The organism is Blautia sp. HCP3S3_H10_2 (assembly GCF_052122375.1).
In the GTDB taxonomy this organism is placed as follows: Bacteria; Bacillota; Clostridia; order Lachnospirales; family Lachnospiraceae; genus Blautia_A.
Genome location: NZ_JBQKCL010000001.1, coordinates 200,288 through 214,275, shown reverse-complemented (window position 1 = coordinate 214,275; position 13,988 = coordinate 200,288). Strand labels below are relative to the sequence as shown.

At 39.3% G+C, this 13,988-nt stretch carries 17 protein-coding genes and 2 pseudogenes; 5 read left to right on the top strand and 14 right to left on the bottom strand.

Annotated elements, in window-relative coordinates; all coding sequences use genetic code 11:
- The first annotated feature begins 24 nt into the window (after window positions 1-24).
- Window positions 25-918 (top strand): AraC family transcriptional regulator, encoded by an 894-nt coding sequence (locus tag ACTQWB_RS01005; RefSeq protein WP_441499939.1) that lies wholly within the window; start codon window positions 25-27, stop codon window positions 916-918.
- 237 nt (window positions 919-1,155) lie between these two features.
- Here ACTQWB_RS01005 and ACTQWB_RS01000 read toward each other — a convergent pair whose 3' ends face one another.
- The 3 genes from ACTQWB_RS01000 to ACTQWB_RS00990 are packed head-to-tail and all read right to left on the bottom strand — an operon-like array spanning window position 1,156 to window position 2,956.
- Window positions 1,156-2,040 (bottom strand): MATE family efflux transporter, encoded by an 885-nt coding sequence (locus tag ACTQWB_RS01000; protein WP_441499938.1) that lies wholly within the window; start codon window positions 2,038-2,040, stop codon window positions 1,156-1,158.
- Window positions 2,041-2,052: 12 nt separating this feature from the next.
- Entirely contained in the window at window positions 2,053-2,382 is a 330-nt protein-coding gene (locus tag ACTQWB_RS00995) for an MATE family efflux transporter (RefSeq protein ID WP_441499937.1), read from the bottom strand.
- The gene (locus tag ACTQWB_RS00990; protein WP_441499936.1) at window positions 2,372-2,956 is read right to left on the bottom strand and encodes a TetR/AcrR family transcriptional regulator; all 585 of its coding nucleotides are present in this window, start codon (window positions 2,954-2,956) and stop codon (window positions 2,372-2,374) included. The genes ACTQWB_RS00995 and ACTQWB_RS00990 overlap by 11 nt, the downstream gene beginning before the upstream one ends.
- A 229-nt stretch (window positions 2,957-3,185) precedes the next feature.
- On the opposite strand from ACTQWB_RS00990, the gene ACTQWB_RS00985 reads away from it, so the two are divergent.
- Entirely contained in the window at window positions 3,186-4,106 is a 921-nt protein-coding gene (locus ACTQWB_RS00985) for a LysR family transcriptional regulator (protein WP_441499935.1), read from the top strand.
- 272 nt (window positions 4,107-4,378) lie between these two features.
- Here the strand turns inward: ACTQWB_RS00985 and ACTQWB_RS00980 are convergent, their stop codons facing one another.
- The 7 genes and pseudogenes from ACTQWB_RS00980 to ACTQWB_RS00950 all read right to left on the bottom strand — a co-directional run bounded on the left by ACTQWB_RS00980 (window position 4,379) and on the right by ACTQWB_RS00950 (window position 7,919).
- A complete protein-coding gene (locus ACTQWB_RS00980) occupies window positions 4,379-5,224 on the bottom strand; it encodes an acyl-CoA thioester hydrolase/BAAT C-terminal domain-containing protein (protein WP_441499934.1) in 846 nt (281 codons plus the stop codon).
- A 159-nt stretch (window positions 5,225-5,383) separates the two neighbouring features.
- The gene (locus ACTQWB_RS00975; RefSeq protein WP_441499933.1) at window positions 5,384-5,857 is read right to left on the bottom strand and encodes a hypothetical protein; all 474 of its coding nucleotides are present in this window, start codon (window positions 5,855-5,857) and stop codon (window positions 5,384-5,386) included.
- Window positions 5,858-5,887: 30 nt separating this feature from the next.
- Window positions 5,888-6,202 carry a type II toxin-antitoxin system RelE/ParE family toxin gene (locus tag ACTQWB_RS00970; protein ID WP_441499932.1) on the bottom strand — a complete coding sequence of 105 codons (315 nt, stop codon included), beginning with the start codon at window positions 6,200-6,202 and terminating at the stop codon, window positions 5,888-5,890.
- A complete protein-coding gene (locus ACTQWB_RS00965; protein WP_441499931.1) occupies window positions 6,192-6,485 on the bottom strand; it encodes a type II toxin-antitoxin system RelB/DinJ family antitoxin in 294 nt (97 codons plus the stop codon). Before ACTQWB_RS00965 ends, ACTQWB_RS00970 begins: the two co-directional genes overlap by 11 nt.
- An 87-nt stretch (window positions 6,486-6,572) precedes the next feature.
- Entirely contained in the window at window positions 6,573-7,001 is a 429-nt protein-coding gene (locus ACTQWB_RS00960) for an arsenate reductase/protein-tyrosine-phosphatase family protein (protein ID WP_441499930.1), read from the bottom strand.
- Window positions 6,994-7,239 (bottom strand): annotated as a pseudogene (locus ACTQWB_RS00955) (arsenic resistance protein); the annotation flags it as partial. The gene ACTQWB_RS00960 and the pseudogene ACTQWB_RS00955, both read right to left, overlap by 8 nt.
- 65 nt (window positions 7,240-7,304) lie before the next feature.
- A pseudogene (locus tag ACTQWB_RS00950) lies at window positions 7,305-7,919 on the bottom strand (flavodoxin family protein).
- Between the two features lie 130 nt (window positions 7,920-8,049).
- Here ACTQWB_RS00950 and ACTQWB_RS00945 point away from each other — a divergent pair.
- Entirely contained in the window at window positions 8,050-8,391 is a 342-nt protein-coding gene (locus ACTQWB_RS00945) for a winged helix-turn-helix transcriptional regulator (protein ID WP_441499929.1), read from the top strand.
- 158 nt (window positions 8,392-8,549) lie between these two features.
- On the opposite strand, the gene ACTQWB_RS00940 is transcribed toward ACTQWB_RS00945, so the two are convergent.
- Entirely contained in the window at window positions 8,550-8,978 is a 429-nt protein-coding gene (locus ACTQWB_RS00940) for a GNAT family N-acetyltransferase (protein WP_441499928.1), read from the bottom strand.
- A 306-nt stretch (window positions 8,979-9,284) separates the two neighbouring features.
- Between ACTQWB_RS00940 and ACTQWB_RS00935 the strand changes: the two genes are divergently transcribed.
- Window positions 9,285-9,482, top strand: a complete 198-nt coding sequence (locus ACTQWB_RS00935) for a DUF6061 family protein (protein WP_441499927.1) — start codon at window positions 9,285-9,287, stop codon at window positions 9,480-9,482.
- A 169-nt stretch (window positions 9,483-9,651) separates the two neighbouring features.
- Here ACTQWB_RS00935 and ACTQWB_RS00930 read toward each other — a convergent pair whose 3' ends face one another.
- Window positions 9,652-10,707 carry a helix-turn-helix domain-containing protein gene (locus ACTQWB_RS00930; RefSeq protein ID WP_441499926.1) on the bottom strand — a complete coding sequence of 352 codons (1,056 nt, stop codon included), beginning with the start codon at window positions 10,705-10,707 and terminating at the stop codon, window positions 9,652-9,654.
- 239 nt (window positions 10,708-10,946) lie between these two features.
- On the opposite strand from ACTQWB_RS00930, the gene ACTQWB_RS00925 reads away from it, so the two are divergent.
- Complete coding sequence (locus ACTQWB_RS00925) at window positions 10,947-11,906, top strand: ABC transporter substrate-binding protein (RefSeq protein WP_441500102.1); 960 nt, start codon at window positions 10,947-10,949, stop codon at window positions 11,904-11,906.
- Between the two features lie 64 nt (window positions 11,907-11,970).
- Here the strand turns inward: ACTQWB_RS00925 and ACTQWB_RS00920 are convergent, their stop codons facing one another.
- Both ACTQWB_RS00920 and ACTQWB_RS00915 read right to left on the bottom strand, forming a co-directional pair.
- Complete coding sequence (locus ACTQWB_RS00920) at window positions 11,971-13,011, bottom strand: LacI family DNA-binding transcriptional regulator (protein WP_441499925.1); 1,041 nt, start codon at window positions 13,009-13,011, stop codon at window positions 11,971-11,973.
- 132 nt (window positions 13,012-13,143) lie between these two features.
- A complete protein-coding gene (locus ACTQWB_RS00915) occupies window positions 13,144-13,869 on the bottom strand; it encodes a DUF624 domain-containing protein (protein WP_441499924.1) in 726 nt (241 codons plus the stop codon).
- Between the last annotated feature and the right edge of the window lie 119 nt (window positions 13,870-13,988).

The following is a 13,988-nucleotide window of genomic DNA, read 5'->3' as shown; positions in this document are numbered from 1 at the left end:
CGTTCGCACAGGAGGCACATATAAATGGAAGTATGTCCAAACACTATTTTAAATTCAGATGCATCCGAAAATGTTGCTTATAATGAGCCCGGCTTTCCTGCATATATAAAAAAAGAACAGCTTTCAAGCTATCCTGATTTTCGTGCGGTCAGCCACTGGCATGATGATCTTGAATTTATTCTGATTTTAAAGGGGCAGATGTATTACGATGTTAATGGAGAGAAAATTTCCTTACAGACTGGTGAAGGAATTTTCGTAAACAGCCGCTGTTTTCATTATGGCTATTCTGATCTGCATAACGAATGCCGCTTTATCTGTATCCTGCTTTCCCCACAGCTGCTTTCTGTGAATACTTATTCCATAGAAAATCATTTAAATCCATTGATAAAGAATATTCATTTTCCTTATCTGAAGCTGAATCCATCTATTCAATGGCAGAATTCCATTCTTCGCGATCTTGAAATACTATATGAATACAACGTAAATCAGATACAGCCGTTTATTATTCTTGAAAAATTCGCTCATATTTTTCGTCTGCTTTCTGAAAATATGAATTTCTTTCCGGATCATGACAAAAACACGGAGGACATTCTGGCTCTGACAGCAATGATCGGATATGTACAAAAAAATCATTCCAACAAAATCCTGCTTAAAGATATTTCTTCTGCCGGAAATTGCTGTAAAACCAAATGTACCTCACTTTTTCAAAAATATTTAGCAACTTCCCCTATATTATATCTGAATCGTTATCGTCTGGAAAAGTCTATTTCTCTGCTTCGAAATACTACAATGTCTGTCACTGAAATAGCTTATGCCTGTGGATTTTCAAATACCAGCTACTTTTGTGAGCTTTTTCATATGTATTACAATACCACACCCAGGAAGTTTCGGGGGACCATAAATCCCCAAAAAGAGTAGCGGAAATACCAGTAATGATATTCCCGCCGTTCGTCCTTCTCTTTATTTCTTACTCGCTTACATATGCTCCAGCCAGAAATTATCTATCTTCTCCAGTTCATTCACTTTCTCTCCTGAGTTTTATCAAACACGGTATGATCAGTGTAAGTGATATCACAAATGCAATCCAGTCTGCAAACGGTGTCGCCCATGCAATACCCGATATTTCCATTGTATGATCAAGCACTAACATAAATACTATATCCAGACTGCCCTTGCGAAGTAGTGACAAAAAAGTGGCTGCACCTTTTTACCGATTGCCTGAAAGATTGTGATAACCATAAAGTTTATCGCAGTCGTAGGACACGCAAGACAAATAATTTTCAAAAACTTCTGTCCATACCGAACGGTTTCTGAATCAGATATAAATCCTCTCACAACCGGAGCTGCAAAGAAATATAAAAATACGGTTCCACAAGCAGCCACGATTAAACTATATAAAAATACAGCTTTTATGGATTCTTTCATTCTTTTTATATTTCCGGAACTAAAATTATAGCCAATCAGTGGAAGTGTTCCCTGTGTCATTCCCTGTGTCATTCCCTGTGCAATCGCATAAGCTAACAAATCTACTTTTTGGGCAATGCCCATACCTGCGATTGCTGTATTGGAATAATTTGCCACAATATGATTCAGTGCTGTGTTGGAAATCGTTGACATCATTGTCATAACAAATCCAGGAAGTCCAACCGTGATTACTTCCAATGGAATATTCTGTTTGAAAGAACATTGTGCCGGATTCAGTGTTATAACCGTTTTCCTACGGATATAAAGCAGAAATCCAACGAAATACAACATTGCAATCAGATTTGATAACATTGTAGCAATGGCTGCACCCATAATATTTAACCGTAACCCAAATATAAAAAGCGGATCAAGCGCAATATTTAAAATGCCTCCAAATGCCACACCAAAACCAGCAGGCTTGGAATATCCTTCCGAACGTATCAAATGTGCAAATTCTGTATTCATAACAGTAGGCACAGCCCCTACGCCAATTGTCCAGAAAACGTATTTTTTCAGATATTCCCACGTTTCTGCTTTTGCGCCCAAGACTGGAAACAGCAGCGGTTCCATCAACATGATCATAATTCCTTATAGTAACGAAACTACAATTCCAGACCAGATACAAAACGCTGCAGTATGTCTGGCTTTTTCCCTGTCTCCCGAACCAAGACAACGTGAAATCAGACTCGAGCCACCCATTCCAAACAGATTGGCAAATGCGGTCAGAAACATAAAACAAGGCATGGCAATCGTCGCGGCAGCAACCTGTAACGGGTCATTCAACTGTCCAATAAAAAATGTATCAGCCATATTATATACTACTGTAATAAGCTGGCTGATAACTGTCGGAATAGCAAGAGTCAGCACAGCTTTTTTCACAGGAGTGTCTGTAAAAAGTGTGTTTTTATCATTGCTCACTGTTCTCACACTCCTCTTTATGAAGTCCGGCTATAACACAACCGATTGCTATGTCGTAACTTTCCTTAACGGGCACCGGAAAATGAGAAAAATATCCTGACTGCTCTTCCGATATAAAACCATGAAGCAATCCACGTATTATTCTCTGCCAGTGCATTTTCCGACTGTCTGAAATACAATAATCGTCCAGAACTTTCATAAATGGCTCTGCAGTCACTGCCGCTGCTTCTTTCAAAACTTCATTATTTCCAGATGGCATCTGCATGATAAATCGATAAAGTTCCATATGCTCTGCTGCAAATCTCCGGTAACCTTCTGCAACTGCCTCAATAGCAGGATCACCATGTTTTTCTCCGATTGCATCCATTAAACAATTCTTCTGATCATTCAATGCATTCAGACCAATCTGTGTAAAAAGCATCTCCATACTCTCGATATGTGTGTATAGAGACGCCGTTTTTACCCCAAGCTTTTCTGCTAATTTACGCATAGAAAACTGCTGTATGCCATCCTTTTCAATCATTTCTTTCGCTGACTCAATTATAATTTCTTTGTTCAAACCTTTGTGAAACATGTCATCATCTCCAATCCTAACATCATTAGTTTTAATGTATCCTAATGGTGTTAGGATGTCAAGCTACAGTTCTATGGACGCCAACCAAAAAAGGCATTAGACCATTATATTTGTGTCTTTCTATAAGTAATCAGAAAGTGATTGTGACAGCGCCAATAACGCAGAACAATTGACTTTCATTCATGGTGATATCTGCGTAAGCAGACATGTCCATTTAAGGAGAAAAATCATGACGAATTCTGAAATTGAAGCTTTTTTTGAAATAATAAAATGGGGATCCATCTCTGCCGCTGCCGACAATCTGTTTATAACACAGCCAGCTCTGACCCGCCGGATTCAGACATTGGAAACAGAACTTGGGTATCCCCTGTTTAACAGGAAGAAAGGACAGAAAAGAATCGAATTAACTGAAAAAGGGAAAGCTTTTATATCTGTTGCACACAGATTGCAGGATCTCTGGCAGGAAGCAAAAGATATCAAGGAAATGGATCATTCAGACCTTCTGAAAATATCAGCTATTAACAGTGTCAGCAGTTATATTCTTCCGGAAATATTCCGAAGCCTTTCACATGAGCCCCAAAATATCCGAATCCGGTTTCAGCATTGTCATTCTTTTGAGGCTTATGATTATGTTGCTGAAGGGAGCGTTAATCTTGCTTTGATTTCTGATGAACGCTATTATCCTAATCTTGAAACGATTCCATTATTCCAGGAACCAATGATTCTTTTAACCAACACCTCCCAATCCTATCCAGACATTGTTTCTCCCGAATCTCTGGATCCACATAACGAAATTTTTCTTCCATGGAATCCAGAGTTCCAGATATGGCATGATTATTGGTTCGGATTCCCTGTTCAATACCACGCTTTTATGGATCAGATGAATCTGTTGGAATATTTTCTATCCTGGAAAAATACCTGGGCGATTGCTCCATTTTCGGTTGCCGCCCCAATCAGCAAGCTGCCTTACGTCTCATCGCATCAATTAGACGCACCACCTTCTGACCGAATCATTTATTATGTAAAAAAAATCAATCGGGAAATACGATTTGAACAGACATTTCTTCGTATTTTGCGGCATGAATTAAGTAAATCGCCTGAATTTAAGATCATAGATGGGGCTCGCACAGTAGATGAGCCATTCGAATAAGCAAGGTTATATCTTGATGGAAATTTACAGATTTGAGAAGTGGCGGAAATACCAGAAATGATATTTCCGTCGGTTCCAATGTAACAGCGCTCTGTGCAGCCAATGAGTGAGACTGCGGTAAAACAGCCCCGTAGCACCAAGAACTCGGTCAATTTCAAATTATTGCTCTCATAATACCATATTTTTCTTCAGCGTCACTATTCACACCCTTCACAGCAACACGCTTCGCGGAATGCTACCAGTGAACCGGAATAAAAGGCAGCAATAGAATATCATAAAACCCATTCACGCAAAGCTGATGAAAGTCTCCTGTCCACATCTTTTCTTGTAGCTTCACATTCATCTGGATGCTCTTTGGCGGAACGGAATATAAAACGCATAACAAATTTCAGCCCCACCGGCAGTGCGATTCTAAGCATGGATTCTGGTAATACGAAATGTGTTCCATACTGATACGCAACAGCTTCATACTCGCACTCATGTGGGCGTTTCTCCAGTCTCTTCTCCATACGTCTGACATACTTCCCAGCCTCCCAGAAGCTATCATCATCTGCCCCAAGTAGTATTAACTTTCCCCTAATCTTTTCAATTTTTATCATTTCCGCTTCTGTATGCTTCCGATTTTTTTCGGAATCTATAAAAAGACAGATGGAACGTTCTATATCCCCTGAGCCTTTCGTTTCCTCTTCAACCTTCTTCCAGTATGTTGGATGTTCATAAACAAACGGCATATACGCAAGTGGCTGTCCATGATAGGAAAGCGTAGATGTTTCCGGCACAGGCCATTCCTTGCAGCCGTCCCTTTTCCCCTGCTCAAATCCCTGCCATACAAAATCGCTGGCTGTCATCCCAAATGTCAGCGTTATATCCGGGAAATAAGATGCTGCGACAAGTGCCTCCATTCCAGCTGTGCTCATTCCCATAATACCGACTTTTCTGTTTCCATGCGTCATCAACCACTGAATTGCTGTCTCGATTCTTTCAAGGGGACAATTCACATGGCTATAATTGTGTTTTCCCGGAGAAATGCAGAGCACATTAACGCCATTTCTATGCAGCCATTTTGCGCCGCATTTTGCCATATAATCATTGGGATCATCTCCAAAAAGCCCAATCATCGCACAGTCTGCTCCCCTCGGATTTTCATAGTTTCATTCTTATGGATGATTTTTTGCCATAAAAAAGGAGCCAGATCTCTCCAACTCCTCAAAGTATGTGTCCGCAAACACATACCATAATTGCCATTAAATAATGGTCAAAATGCGCACAACTGGTATCTAATCATTTAGCAAAGCACTTTCAATCATATCAACTTTTTCTTTCCGTCCCATCAATTTATAATACTTACACCACAATAACGGAGATTGAAGTGGAATTTCCGTATTCCCCCAAATCAGCCATTCTACTATTTGCGCTTTATCCAAAGAGCAATCATAAGTTTTTCCATCCTTTACAATAGAAAAACCTGCCATGACATCCACATCTATAGAATTTATGACGAACTCCATAAATGCTTTGGTTTTATATTGGGGATTCGGATTTGGCGGTTGAAGCTCACCCATTTCAGATAAAATCTCCCGTACAGCTTCAACATTCTCATCAGCTATCATCAAATCAATATCATGAAACGTTGATGTAATTCCTTTAAAGTAGAGTAACATTGATGCACCTAAAGCCCACGTAATACCAGTAGTATTAAACCGCTGTGCAATTTCTTTTAGTAATTCAATCTTTTCATTTAGCTCGTTCATAGCAGACCTCCGTTGAATTCCGAAAGAGCACTAACGCATTTTATTTTCATAATCCTGTAATTCATGAAAAATATTATCAACAAATACGATATTGTCTACAATGCGATACATGATAAAATATCTGTGATTCAAGAAATTGATGCGGCGGTATTCCTGCATTTGAAGCCTTGGATTCTCACACAGCTTTAAACTGTCTGCTACATGTTTCAAACATTCCATAGTTGCATCATAATCGTCTAAAACATTTTGCGCTGCCTGCATACTCTTTTTCTCAAAAATCAGATATTGGATGAATCTTTCCAAATCTTCTTCTGCATCTTTTGTCACTACAATCTTATAATCCATATTTGGCCCTCATATCATGAGAAACCGCTGAAGCATCACGATATTTTCCCTGCGCTGCATTCTGACGGGATTTTTCTAACTTATCCAATAGCTCTGCTTCCGATAATGCCTCATATGGATTCGTGCGTGCTCTTTTAATTTCAAATGGAAATCCATTCACAGCCAAAGCCTGTGTTAAAAACATGCGGATTGCAGTTGTTGTATCTGTACCTAAAGCTTTAAATAATTCATCTGATTTTGATTTTAATTCATCATCTACTCGAATTTGAATCGTGCTTGACATATATGATCCCTCCTATTTTATTTGTACTGTTGTTCTGTTATGGTTAGAATAGCAGAGAAATACTGCTAAGTCAATTCATTTGCATTATTAGGGCAGTGTTATATACTCTAAGGCTGAATTGAAGCTGAATCTTTCTTTTAATCTCAAAATATTTTTTTCAATCTCCGATATTACTTCCATGAACGCATCATCACTACAACCTGTCGGATCTGGCAATCCCCAATTATCATCGAAATCCCTGTCAATATATGGACATCCAACATCACATCCCATAGAAATGGCTATGTCCGGTGTTGGGATTTTATCATATGTCTTACTATACTGTGTTTTCTCCATGTCTATATTATATAGTTTCTTCATAAGCCTTACTGCATCCTGATTGATCTGCGGCTTCGTCTCAGTTCCTGCAGAATAGCACTCCGACACATCTCCCGCGAGATGGTTTCCCAATGCTTCTGCGATCTGGCTTCTGCATGAATTGTGGACACATACAAATGCTACTTTTTTCTTATTCATGAAATCCTCCCTTCATATGATTGGCTATTTTTACAAGGGTGAGCATTACTGGGACCTCTGTCAGTACTCCGACTGTTGTTGCAAGTGCCGCCGGACTTGTTGTGCCAAACAAAGCGATTGCTACCGCAACTGCCAGTTCAAAGAAATTCGATGCCCCTATCATGCCCGCAGGAGCTGCAATATTAAAAGGCAGTTTGATAACCTTGCATGCTCCAAACGCAATAAAAAAGATAAAGATGCTTTCAACAAACAGGAAGTTGTTTAAATCCTTATTATCAACTTCATCTCCCCCTGTAAGTTTATTTAAATAAAATTCGTCTCAACAGGTTCCTCTTTTTCTTGTAAACCATACATTTCCTTACCAAGCGCGATACTCTTCATCAAAAAGCTCATATTTCTTGCCAACGTACGCATCACCTGTCTGCCCTCCTCATCTTTTTCTGCTTCTCCACGATTAAGTCCATGAATACTGTTCCAATATTGACTGGATGCGATCGGCATACCAGAAATTGTGAAAAATTTATTCAGTTCATCAAAAGTAGAGGAACATCCACCTCGGCTTGCACAAACAACACTCGCACCTACCTTCATTGTTTTATCAAAAGGAGTACTTAAAAACAAACGGTCAAGACACGCAATAAGTGTAGCATTTGCAGACGCATAATACACCGGACTTGCTACCACCAAACCATCTGCTGTTTCAAATTTAGACGACAGTTCATTTACTACATCGTCAAATACACACTTTCCTTTTTTGGCACACTAACCGCAATCAATACAACCACGCACATTTTTATTGCCTATCTGAACAATTTCAACTTCAATGCCTTCTTCATCAAATACTTTTTTCATTTCATTCAATGCAATGCTTGTATTGCCATTCATTCTCGGACTTCCATTAATTGCTAATACTTTCATTCTATAATAACCTCCGTACTTTTATCTTTATATTGACAACAATTGATGCAACTTCGTATAATTATATTCATACTATAAATAATTTCAAGTACTATCATTTATGATAGGTACTATCTTGGAGGAAAGCATTATGATTAGTAATTATATCGAAAAAGCCAATTTTGAAGAAACCGGGTTCAGCTATACTTTGTCGCTTATATCCGGCAAATACAAAATGATTATTCTTTTCTGTCTGATGGAATTTAAGACAGTTCGTTTTAACGAATTAAAAAGATACTTAAAAACTATATCTGACAAAACCCTCAGCACAAATCTCAAGGAACTTGAGGCAGATCATTTGATTGTCCGTCACGAATATCCACAAGTTCCACCGAAGGTTGAATATAGCTTAACAGACAGAGGAAACTCATTAATGGAAGTGCTGGATCTGCTATGTGTTTGGGGTGAAGAAAACAGACCTAAATCCTGTTAATCACATCCAACGAATACTGAAAGCATCTGATGTACTACATCTTTGGCATACAAGTAGTACATCTAACTTACCTTGAAAAATTTCGCAATAAAATAGCTGTTCATCGAAAAAGCACAGCTATTTTGTATATTTTCTTATTCAACTAAATAAACTGGAGTTTAATGATTCCACACCATTATAAATTCCTTTTCTCCCGTATTATCATCTACATTTTCAGATTGGATACTAAATTCCTCTCGTAGATAAAATTGAATTGCTCGCTCATTTTTTTTATAAACGTTCAATCTTAGATTGGACTTAACTTTCTTCATATAGTCCAATAGCTGTTTCCCAATTCCCTTTGACTGTGCTGCCTCTTTTACAAAGATTCCCTCAATGTAGTCGTTATTTAATCCGATAAATCCATCTATCTGATTTGTACTGTCAACTTCATGTACATATATTTCTGCAAGGGGCAGCATTTCTTTTACCATATCAAAGTTGCTCTGCCAATAATCGGGAGATATAAAACTGTGTGCCTGAATATTCGTATTCAGCCATATTTGCATCACTGCATCTATATCACCATCAACGTATTGTCTTATCATTTCATCATCTCCGTAAATTTCGATTGAGATTTCACCTGTTTTAAGAGACTTAATAACTGTTATATTTTGTTATTAAATTCTCTGTAAACCCTTGAAAACACTGGATTTGTCGCAGGTGAGCTTTCCCTTATTGTTTCCCTTGTGTTATATCTTCCCATGTAAGTTTACGAACTCTGGTAAGGGAAAATACAAAGGCAAAAAAATTATATAAAACAGTATAACACAAAATAAAAGTGACATGGTGAACTGATTGAAATGCTTCTGATTTTTGAAACTGATGATTGAGCAATAAGGTGATAAGATACGATGAGAACAATATTTGCAGAATACAATCCACAGTGCAACAGCATTGATGTTTCTACCAGTGCAGGCTATATGATTCGCATTGACTGTTGGGAAGCAGAAAAGAATTTAAGAACCACACCCGGATCAGATTGTGCTTTGACGTCTCTTGCAATTGATGAACCATTAGAATATGCAAGGTTATATCTTGATGGAAATTAGGAGATAGTAAAGAGATTATTTGCGGTGGTAAATTTCGTTGCAACCACACACCCTATGGGTTAAAAGAGATGCAGGAGCCGCGACGCCTGCCAAATAATCTCTTTCATCTATAAATGCTCTGTTCCCGATGGATAAGGCTTTTTTTGCAATGAAACTGTGTATTTATGTATCAAAGGGACTCTACTGTCTTCTGTCTATGAATAAATTTTTCCCACGGTTTATATCCCTTCATGTAAGAAAAATCTTCTTCATTTCTGAATCCTTCCATCAATTCTTCTTTCATTTCTTTGGCATACGAATTTTCAGTATCCCGGAATTTCATGTGTTGATATAATTTTGATTCTCGGAAATCACCCATGGTATCTACGTTCTCCAATAGCTGCTTTGCTACCTGCAAAGTGCCTTCCACATCTTTTTCGGCAACTACAACATTTAACATTGCTGCACATTCATGATATTTTCCCATATCAAATGCATTGGCTAAAACACTCATTTTTTCAGCCAGAAATCTTGCATATTCATGTTTGCTTTCCTCAAGAGCCTTGGTGATCATGATGCCAAAAGCCAGATTTAATGTAGTATATGTTGTAAAGATTACATCTTCGAGTTTTTCATATGCATCTTCTGTTTTTCCCTGTTCCATATATAACTGTCCCATTTTTACTTTTTTCACAGGGTCATAATCGGAAAAATAACGTAGATATTTTTCTGCCATAGCATAATTCTTTTTCCTTAAATAAAAGCCAAACAGGGAATCTGCTGCATGGTGCTGGATCTTTTCCTCTTCGTCATTCAAAGCTATTTCATACCAGGCATTAATTTGTTCATCGTACTTATCCGGATTATCACATTCACCAATAAGTCTTCGGGAATCGAGCATTACTGCAATCTGCCAGATCAGCATGTTGCAGTTTGGGTATTTTTTTATAGTATCTACGGCCCACTGATATGTTTTTTCGTAACCTTCCTCAAAAAACATTTTGTCCATCTTCTGAATAAGTTCTCCGATTTCAAAATCTGTCAATTTTTCCTGAAAAGACAACAGGGTATCAAGAGAAATATGCAGCAGCCTTGCAATAGGTGCCAACAATTCAATATCTGGCTTGGAGTTTCCATTTTCCCATTTGTTTACTGCCGGGGTAGTAACTCCCAGTCTGTTTGCCATCTCTTCCTGTGTATATCCGGCTTCTTTTCGGTATTTTTTTATCACACTTCCAATATCCATTTAAATTCTCTCCTAACAGAAATTCCAAAAGCTTTTGTGACTAAATCATAACAGCATTCAGGATATAGCACAATTGAATTGTTGTTAATTATCTTTCAGATATTTTAACTGATGGGAAACTTTTTCAGAACCTTATGCATATTCTAAAATCAGAAGGTCAAAAAAGGAGTTTCCACATGAAAAATAGAAAATGGCTCTCGCTAGCGGCAGCTGTGGTTCTTACAGCAACTGCACTTCCAATGACAGTATTTGCTGAAACTAAGGACAGCACCGAAGAGAAAAAGCTTACGGAAGTTACTCTGAATGAAGTGGCTCATTCCATTTTTTATGCGCCTCAGTATGTAGCGATTGAAAATGGATATTTCCAGGAAGAAGGGCTGGATCTGACACTTGTTACAGGATTCGGCGCAGATAAAACCATGACTGCACTTATTTCCGGAGAGGCTGATATTGGCTTCATGGGAGCAGAGGCTTCGATTTATGCTTATCAGGAAGGTGCAACGGATCCTGCCATAAACTTCGCCCAGTTGACCCAGCGAGCCGGAAACTTCCTGGTCGCCAGAGAGGAAATGCCTGATTTTAAATGGGAAGATCTGAAAGGGCAAAAAGTTCTTGGCGGTCGAAAGGGTGGCATGCCAGAAATGGTATTTGAATATATTTTGAAAAATCACGGAATCGATCCAGCTACGGATCTTGAGATTGACCAGAGCATTGATTTTGGTTCCACTGCTGCCGCTTTTACCAGTGACATGTCGGCGGCTTTTACGGTTGAATTCGAGCCTTCTGCAACTGCACTGGAAAAAGAAGGGGCTGGTTATGTAGTAGCTTCCTTAGGTGTAGATTCTGGATATGTTCCTTATACTTCCTACAGTGCCAAAACCAGTTTCCTGAATGAAAATCCTCAGATCATCCAGAGTTTTACCAATGCCCTTCAAAAGGGAATGGATTATGTACAGAGTCATTCTCCTGAGGAAATTGCCCAAGTGATTGCACCACAGTTCCCGGAGACAGATCTGGATACACTTACTACCATCGTTACCCGTTATTATGAGCAGGATACCTGGAAAGAGAATCTGGTATTCGAAAAGGATAGTTTTGAACTTTTACAGGATATTCTGGAGAGTGCAGGAGAATTGTCTGACAGGGCAGATTATGAAAACCTGGTTACAACTGCATTCGCTGAAGCTGCGATTTCTTAAAAAAGTTACTATTTAATGTGCTGGGGAATCGACACCCAGCACATTAAATAGCAAATACCGTTCTCTATGCCTCCACCGCATTCACTGACTCACGAATACACGGAATACATTCAACAAAACAATTCCCATCATCCAGTTCCACCTCTTCTTTTGTCAGAATCCCGATAATGATCTGACAGGCTTTATAGCCGATATCGTGGAGCGGAAGAGCCATGGTAGTAAGCGGCGGCTTTTCATAACATGCCATTTCACGGTTATCATAGCCAGCCACAGCCACATCCTTCCCCGCATGAAGTCCCAGTTCATCCAGACGGTCATAGGTCCCGCCAGCCATAAAGTCATTCATACAAAAAATAGCCGTAGCACCTTTTTCCAAAAGGATATCTGTGTTCTCATAACCACTCTGCCGGTCCCAGTCACCATAAGTGACCATATCCGGATCATAGAGAATCCCTCCTTCGAACAAAGCCTTCTGGTAGCCCTCCAGACGGGACTGGGTATGAATACTCTCCTTCTTCCCTGCAATAACACCAATTTTCCTGTGTCCTCTGGAAACAATATAACTGACCAGATCATGGGCACCTTTGATATCCTTCACCACTACAGATGGAATTTTCCCACTGCCAGTAAAACCATAAGCAACTACCGTTGGAATGGGCAGATCCTCTGGGATAATATCGATCAGGCGCTCATGGGCAGCCACATAAATAATTCCTTCGACCTGCTTTGCCAGAAGCTTCTGGAACTCCTGACGTACAATTTCCTTGTGACGGTTATCACGGTAATAATTATCCTGGAATTTCTTATAAAGACGGAGATTTACAAGAAGGATCTGGTAATCAGCTTCCTCACAGTATTCCGTAATGCCGTCGATAATATCAGGAAGAGCAAAAACTGTCATATCTTCAGCAATAACACCGATACTCCTGGTGTTTTTGGTTTTCAGATTTTTGGCAACATAATTAGGCGTATAATTCATCTCGCGAATCACCTTCTCTACACGCTCCCTGGTGGCGTCACCAACGCTGCCTTTATGATTTATAATATTGGAAACAGTCGCAACTGATACGTTACAGGCTTTTGCAATTTCTTTTATGGTCGGCATGGAACTTCTCCCTCCGGTTTTCTTATCTGATTACGATAAATATCCAGGGCTTTAAACTCCCCATACCAGCATGGGAAGCTTATGGATATCTCTCATTTTTATCAATTCTTTCTATCACAATCTTATCATATTTTATTCACAGCTACAATTGCCACTTCTTCCGCTTTGTAATTTTTCAAAGGGCTGCAGCACTCTTCGCTCCACGGCCCTATCCACACATGCATATATCACCATCTGGGGAAAAGAAACGCCGATCGTAAGCAGCAGAAACAGAGAATATGGTGCCAGAGTCAGCAAAACTCCGCCTGCAATTCCCGCAGTCAGCACAATTACCATACTCATTTTCCATTCCAATGCCATAATGAGAAACGTATTTTTCAATAATGCCCACACACCAAGCTCCAACATAGCGGACATTGCAAAATAGTATCCCCCGATAAGTACGGCAAAGATCATTACACCGATTCCACATCCGATCAGCACATCATGAGTAGTTCCCTTTCCGAAATTTCCTGCGAGACTGAGTAAATAATAGGAATAAAATCCAAGAGCGCCGGTGAGCACTCCAGCTGGAAGATTTTTCAGAATATCAGACTTAAATTCTTTCCAGTAATCCTCCAGGGAAAAACCATATCCTACCCGGTAAATTGCTGAAAGATAACGGTTCAGTGCTGACAATGCAGCCGGAATCGTTACAATTGGAATACAGCATAAAAGAAACAGAACATTTACCACAACCAGTCTGCCGGCATAATTCCAGAGTACATACCCAACTCTTTTTACACCGCCTTTTGGCGTTTCTCTCTCCTTATCGTTGTTTCCCTGGTACCAGTCCATAAATCTCTTTGTCAGTCTCATATGCTTCTCCTCAAAATTGCAGCCTGATTACAGCAGCTCTATACACTCCACAAAACATCATTTGCGAACAGTCTCTAGAATCTGCCTCTCCAAAAATGACTTTTGCAAATGCATTTTTA

Excerpts from the sequence above, each read along its gene's own strand:
- ACTQWB_RS00960 (WP_441499930.1), bottom strand. The coding sequence starts at position 7,001 with ATGAATAAGAAAAAAGTAGCATTTGTATGTGTCCACAATTCATGCAGA.
- ACTQWB_RS00975 (WP_441499933.1), bottom strand. The coding sequence starts at position 5,857 with ATGAACGAGCTAAATGAAAAGATTGAATTACTAAAAGAAATTGCACAG.
- ACTQWB_RS00930 (WP_441499926.1), bottom strand. The coding sequence starts at position 10,707 with ATGGATATTGGAAGTGTGATAAAAAAATACCGAAAAGAAGCCGGATAT.
- ACTQWB_RS00985 (WP_441499935.1), top strand. The coding sequence starts at position 3,186 with ATGACGAATTCTGAAATTGAAGCTTTTTTTGAAATAATAAAATGGGGA.
- ACTQWB_RS00970 (WP_441499932.1), bottom strand. The coding sequence starts at position 6,202 with ATGGATTATAAGATTGTAGTGACAAAAGATGCAGAAGAAGATTTGGAA.
- ACTQWB_RS01005 (WP_441499939.1), top strand. The coding sequence starts at position 25 with ATGGAAGTATGTCCAAACACTATTTTAAATTCAGATGCATCCGAAAAT.
- ACTQWB_RS00965 (WP_441499931.1), bottom strand. The coding sequence starts at position 6,485 with ATGTCAAGCACGATTCAAATTCGAGTAGATGATGAATTAAAATCAAAA.
- ACTQWB_RS00935 (WP_441499927.1), top strand. The coding sequence starts at position 9,285 with ATGAGAACAATATTTGCAGAATACAATCCACAGTGCAACAGCATTGAT.
- ACTQWB_RS00920 (WP_441499925.1), bottom strand. The coding sequence starts at position 13,011 with ATGCCGACCATAAAAGAAATTGCAAAAGCCTGTAACGTATCAGTTGCG.
- ACTQWB_RS00915 (WP_441499924.1), bottom strand. The coding sequence starts at position 13,869 with ATGAGACTGACAAAGAGATTTATGGACTGGTACCAGGGAAACAACGAT.
- ACTQWB_RS00925 (WP_441500102.1), top strand. The coding sequence starts at position 10,947 with ATGACAGTATTTGCTGAAACTAAGGACAGCACCGAAGAGAAAAAGCTT.
- ACTQWB_RS01000 (WP_441499938.1), bottom strand. The coding sequence starts at position 2,040 with ATGTTGATGGAACCGCTGCTGTTTCCAGTCTTGGGCGCAAAAGCAGAA.
- ACTQWB_RS00945 (WP_441499929.1), top strand. The coding sequence starts at position 8,050 with ATGATTAGTAATTATATCGAAAAAGCCAATTTTGAAGAAACCGGGTTC.
- ACTQWB_RS00980 (WP_441499934.1), bottom strand. The coding sequence starts at position 5,224 with ATGATTGGGCTTTTTGGAGATGATCCCAATGATTATATGGCAAAATGC.
- ACTQWB_RS00940 (WP_441499928.1), bottom strand. The coding sequence starts at position 8,978 with ATGATAAGACAATACGTTGATGGTGATATAGATGCAGTGATGCAAATA.
- ACTQWB_RS00990 (WP_441499936.1), bottom strand. The coding sequence starts at position 2,956 with ATGTTTCACAAAGGTTTGAACAAAGAAATTATAATTGAGTCAGCGAAA.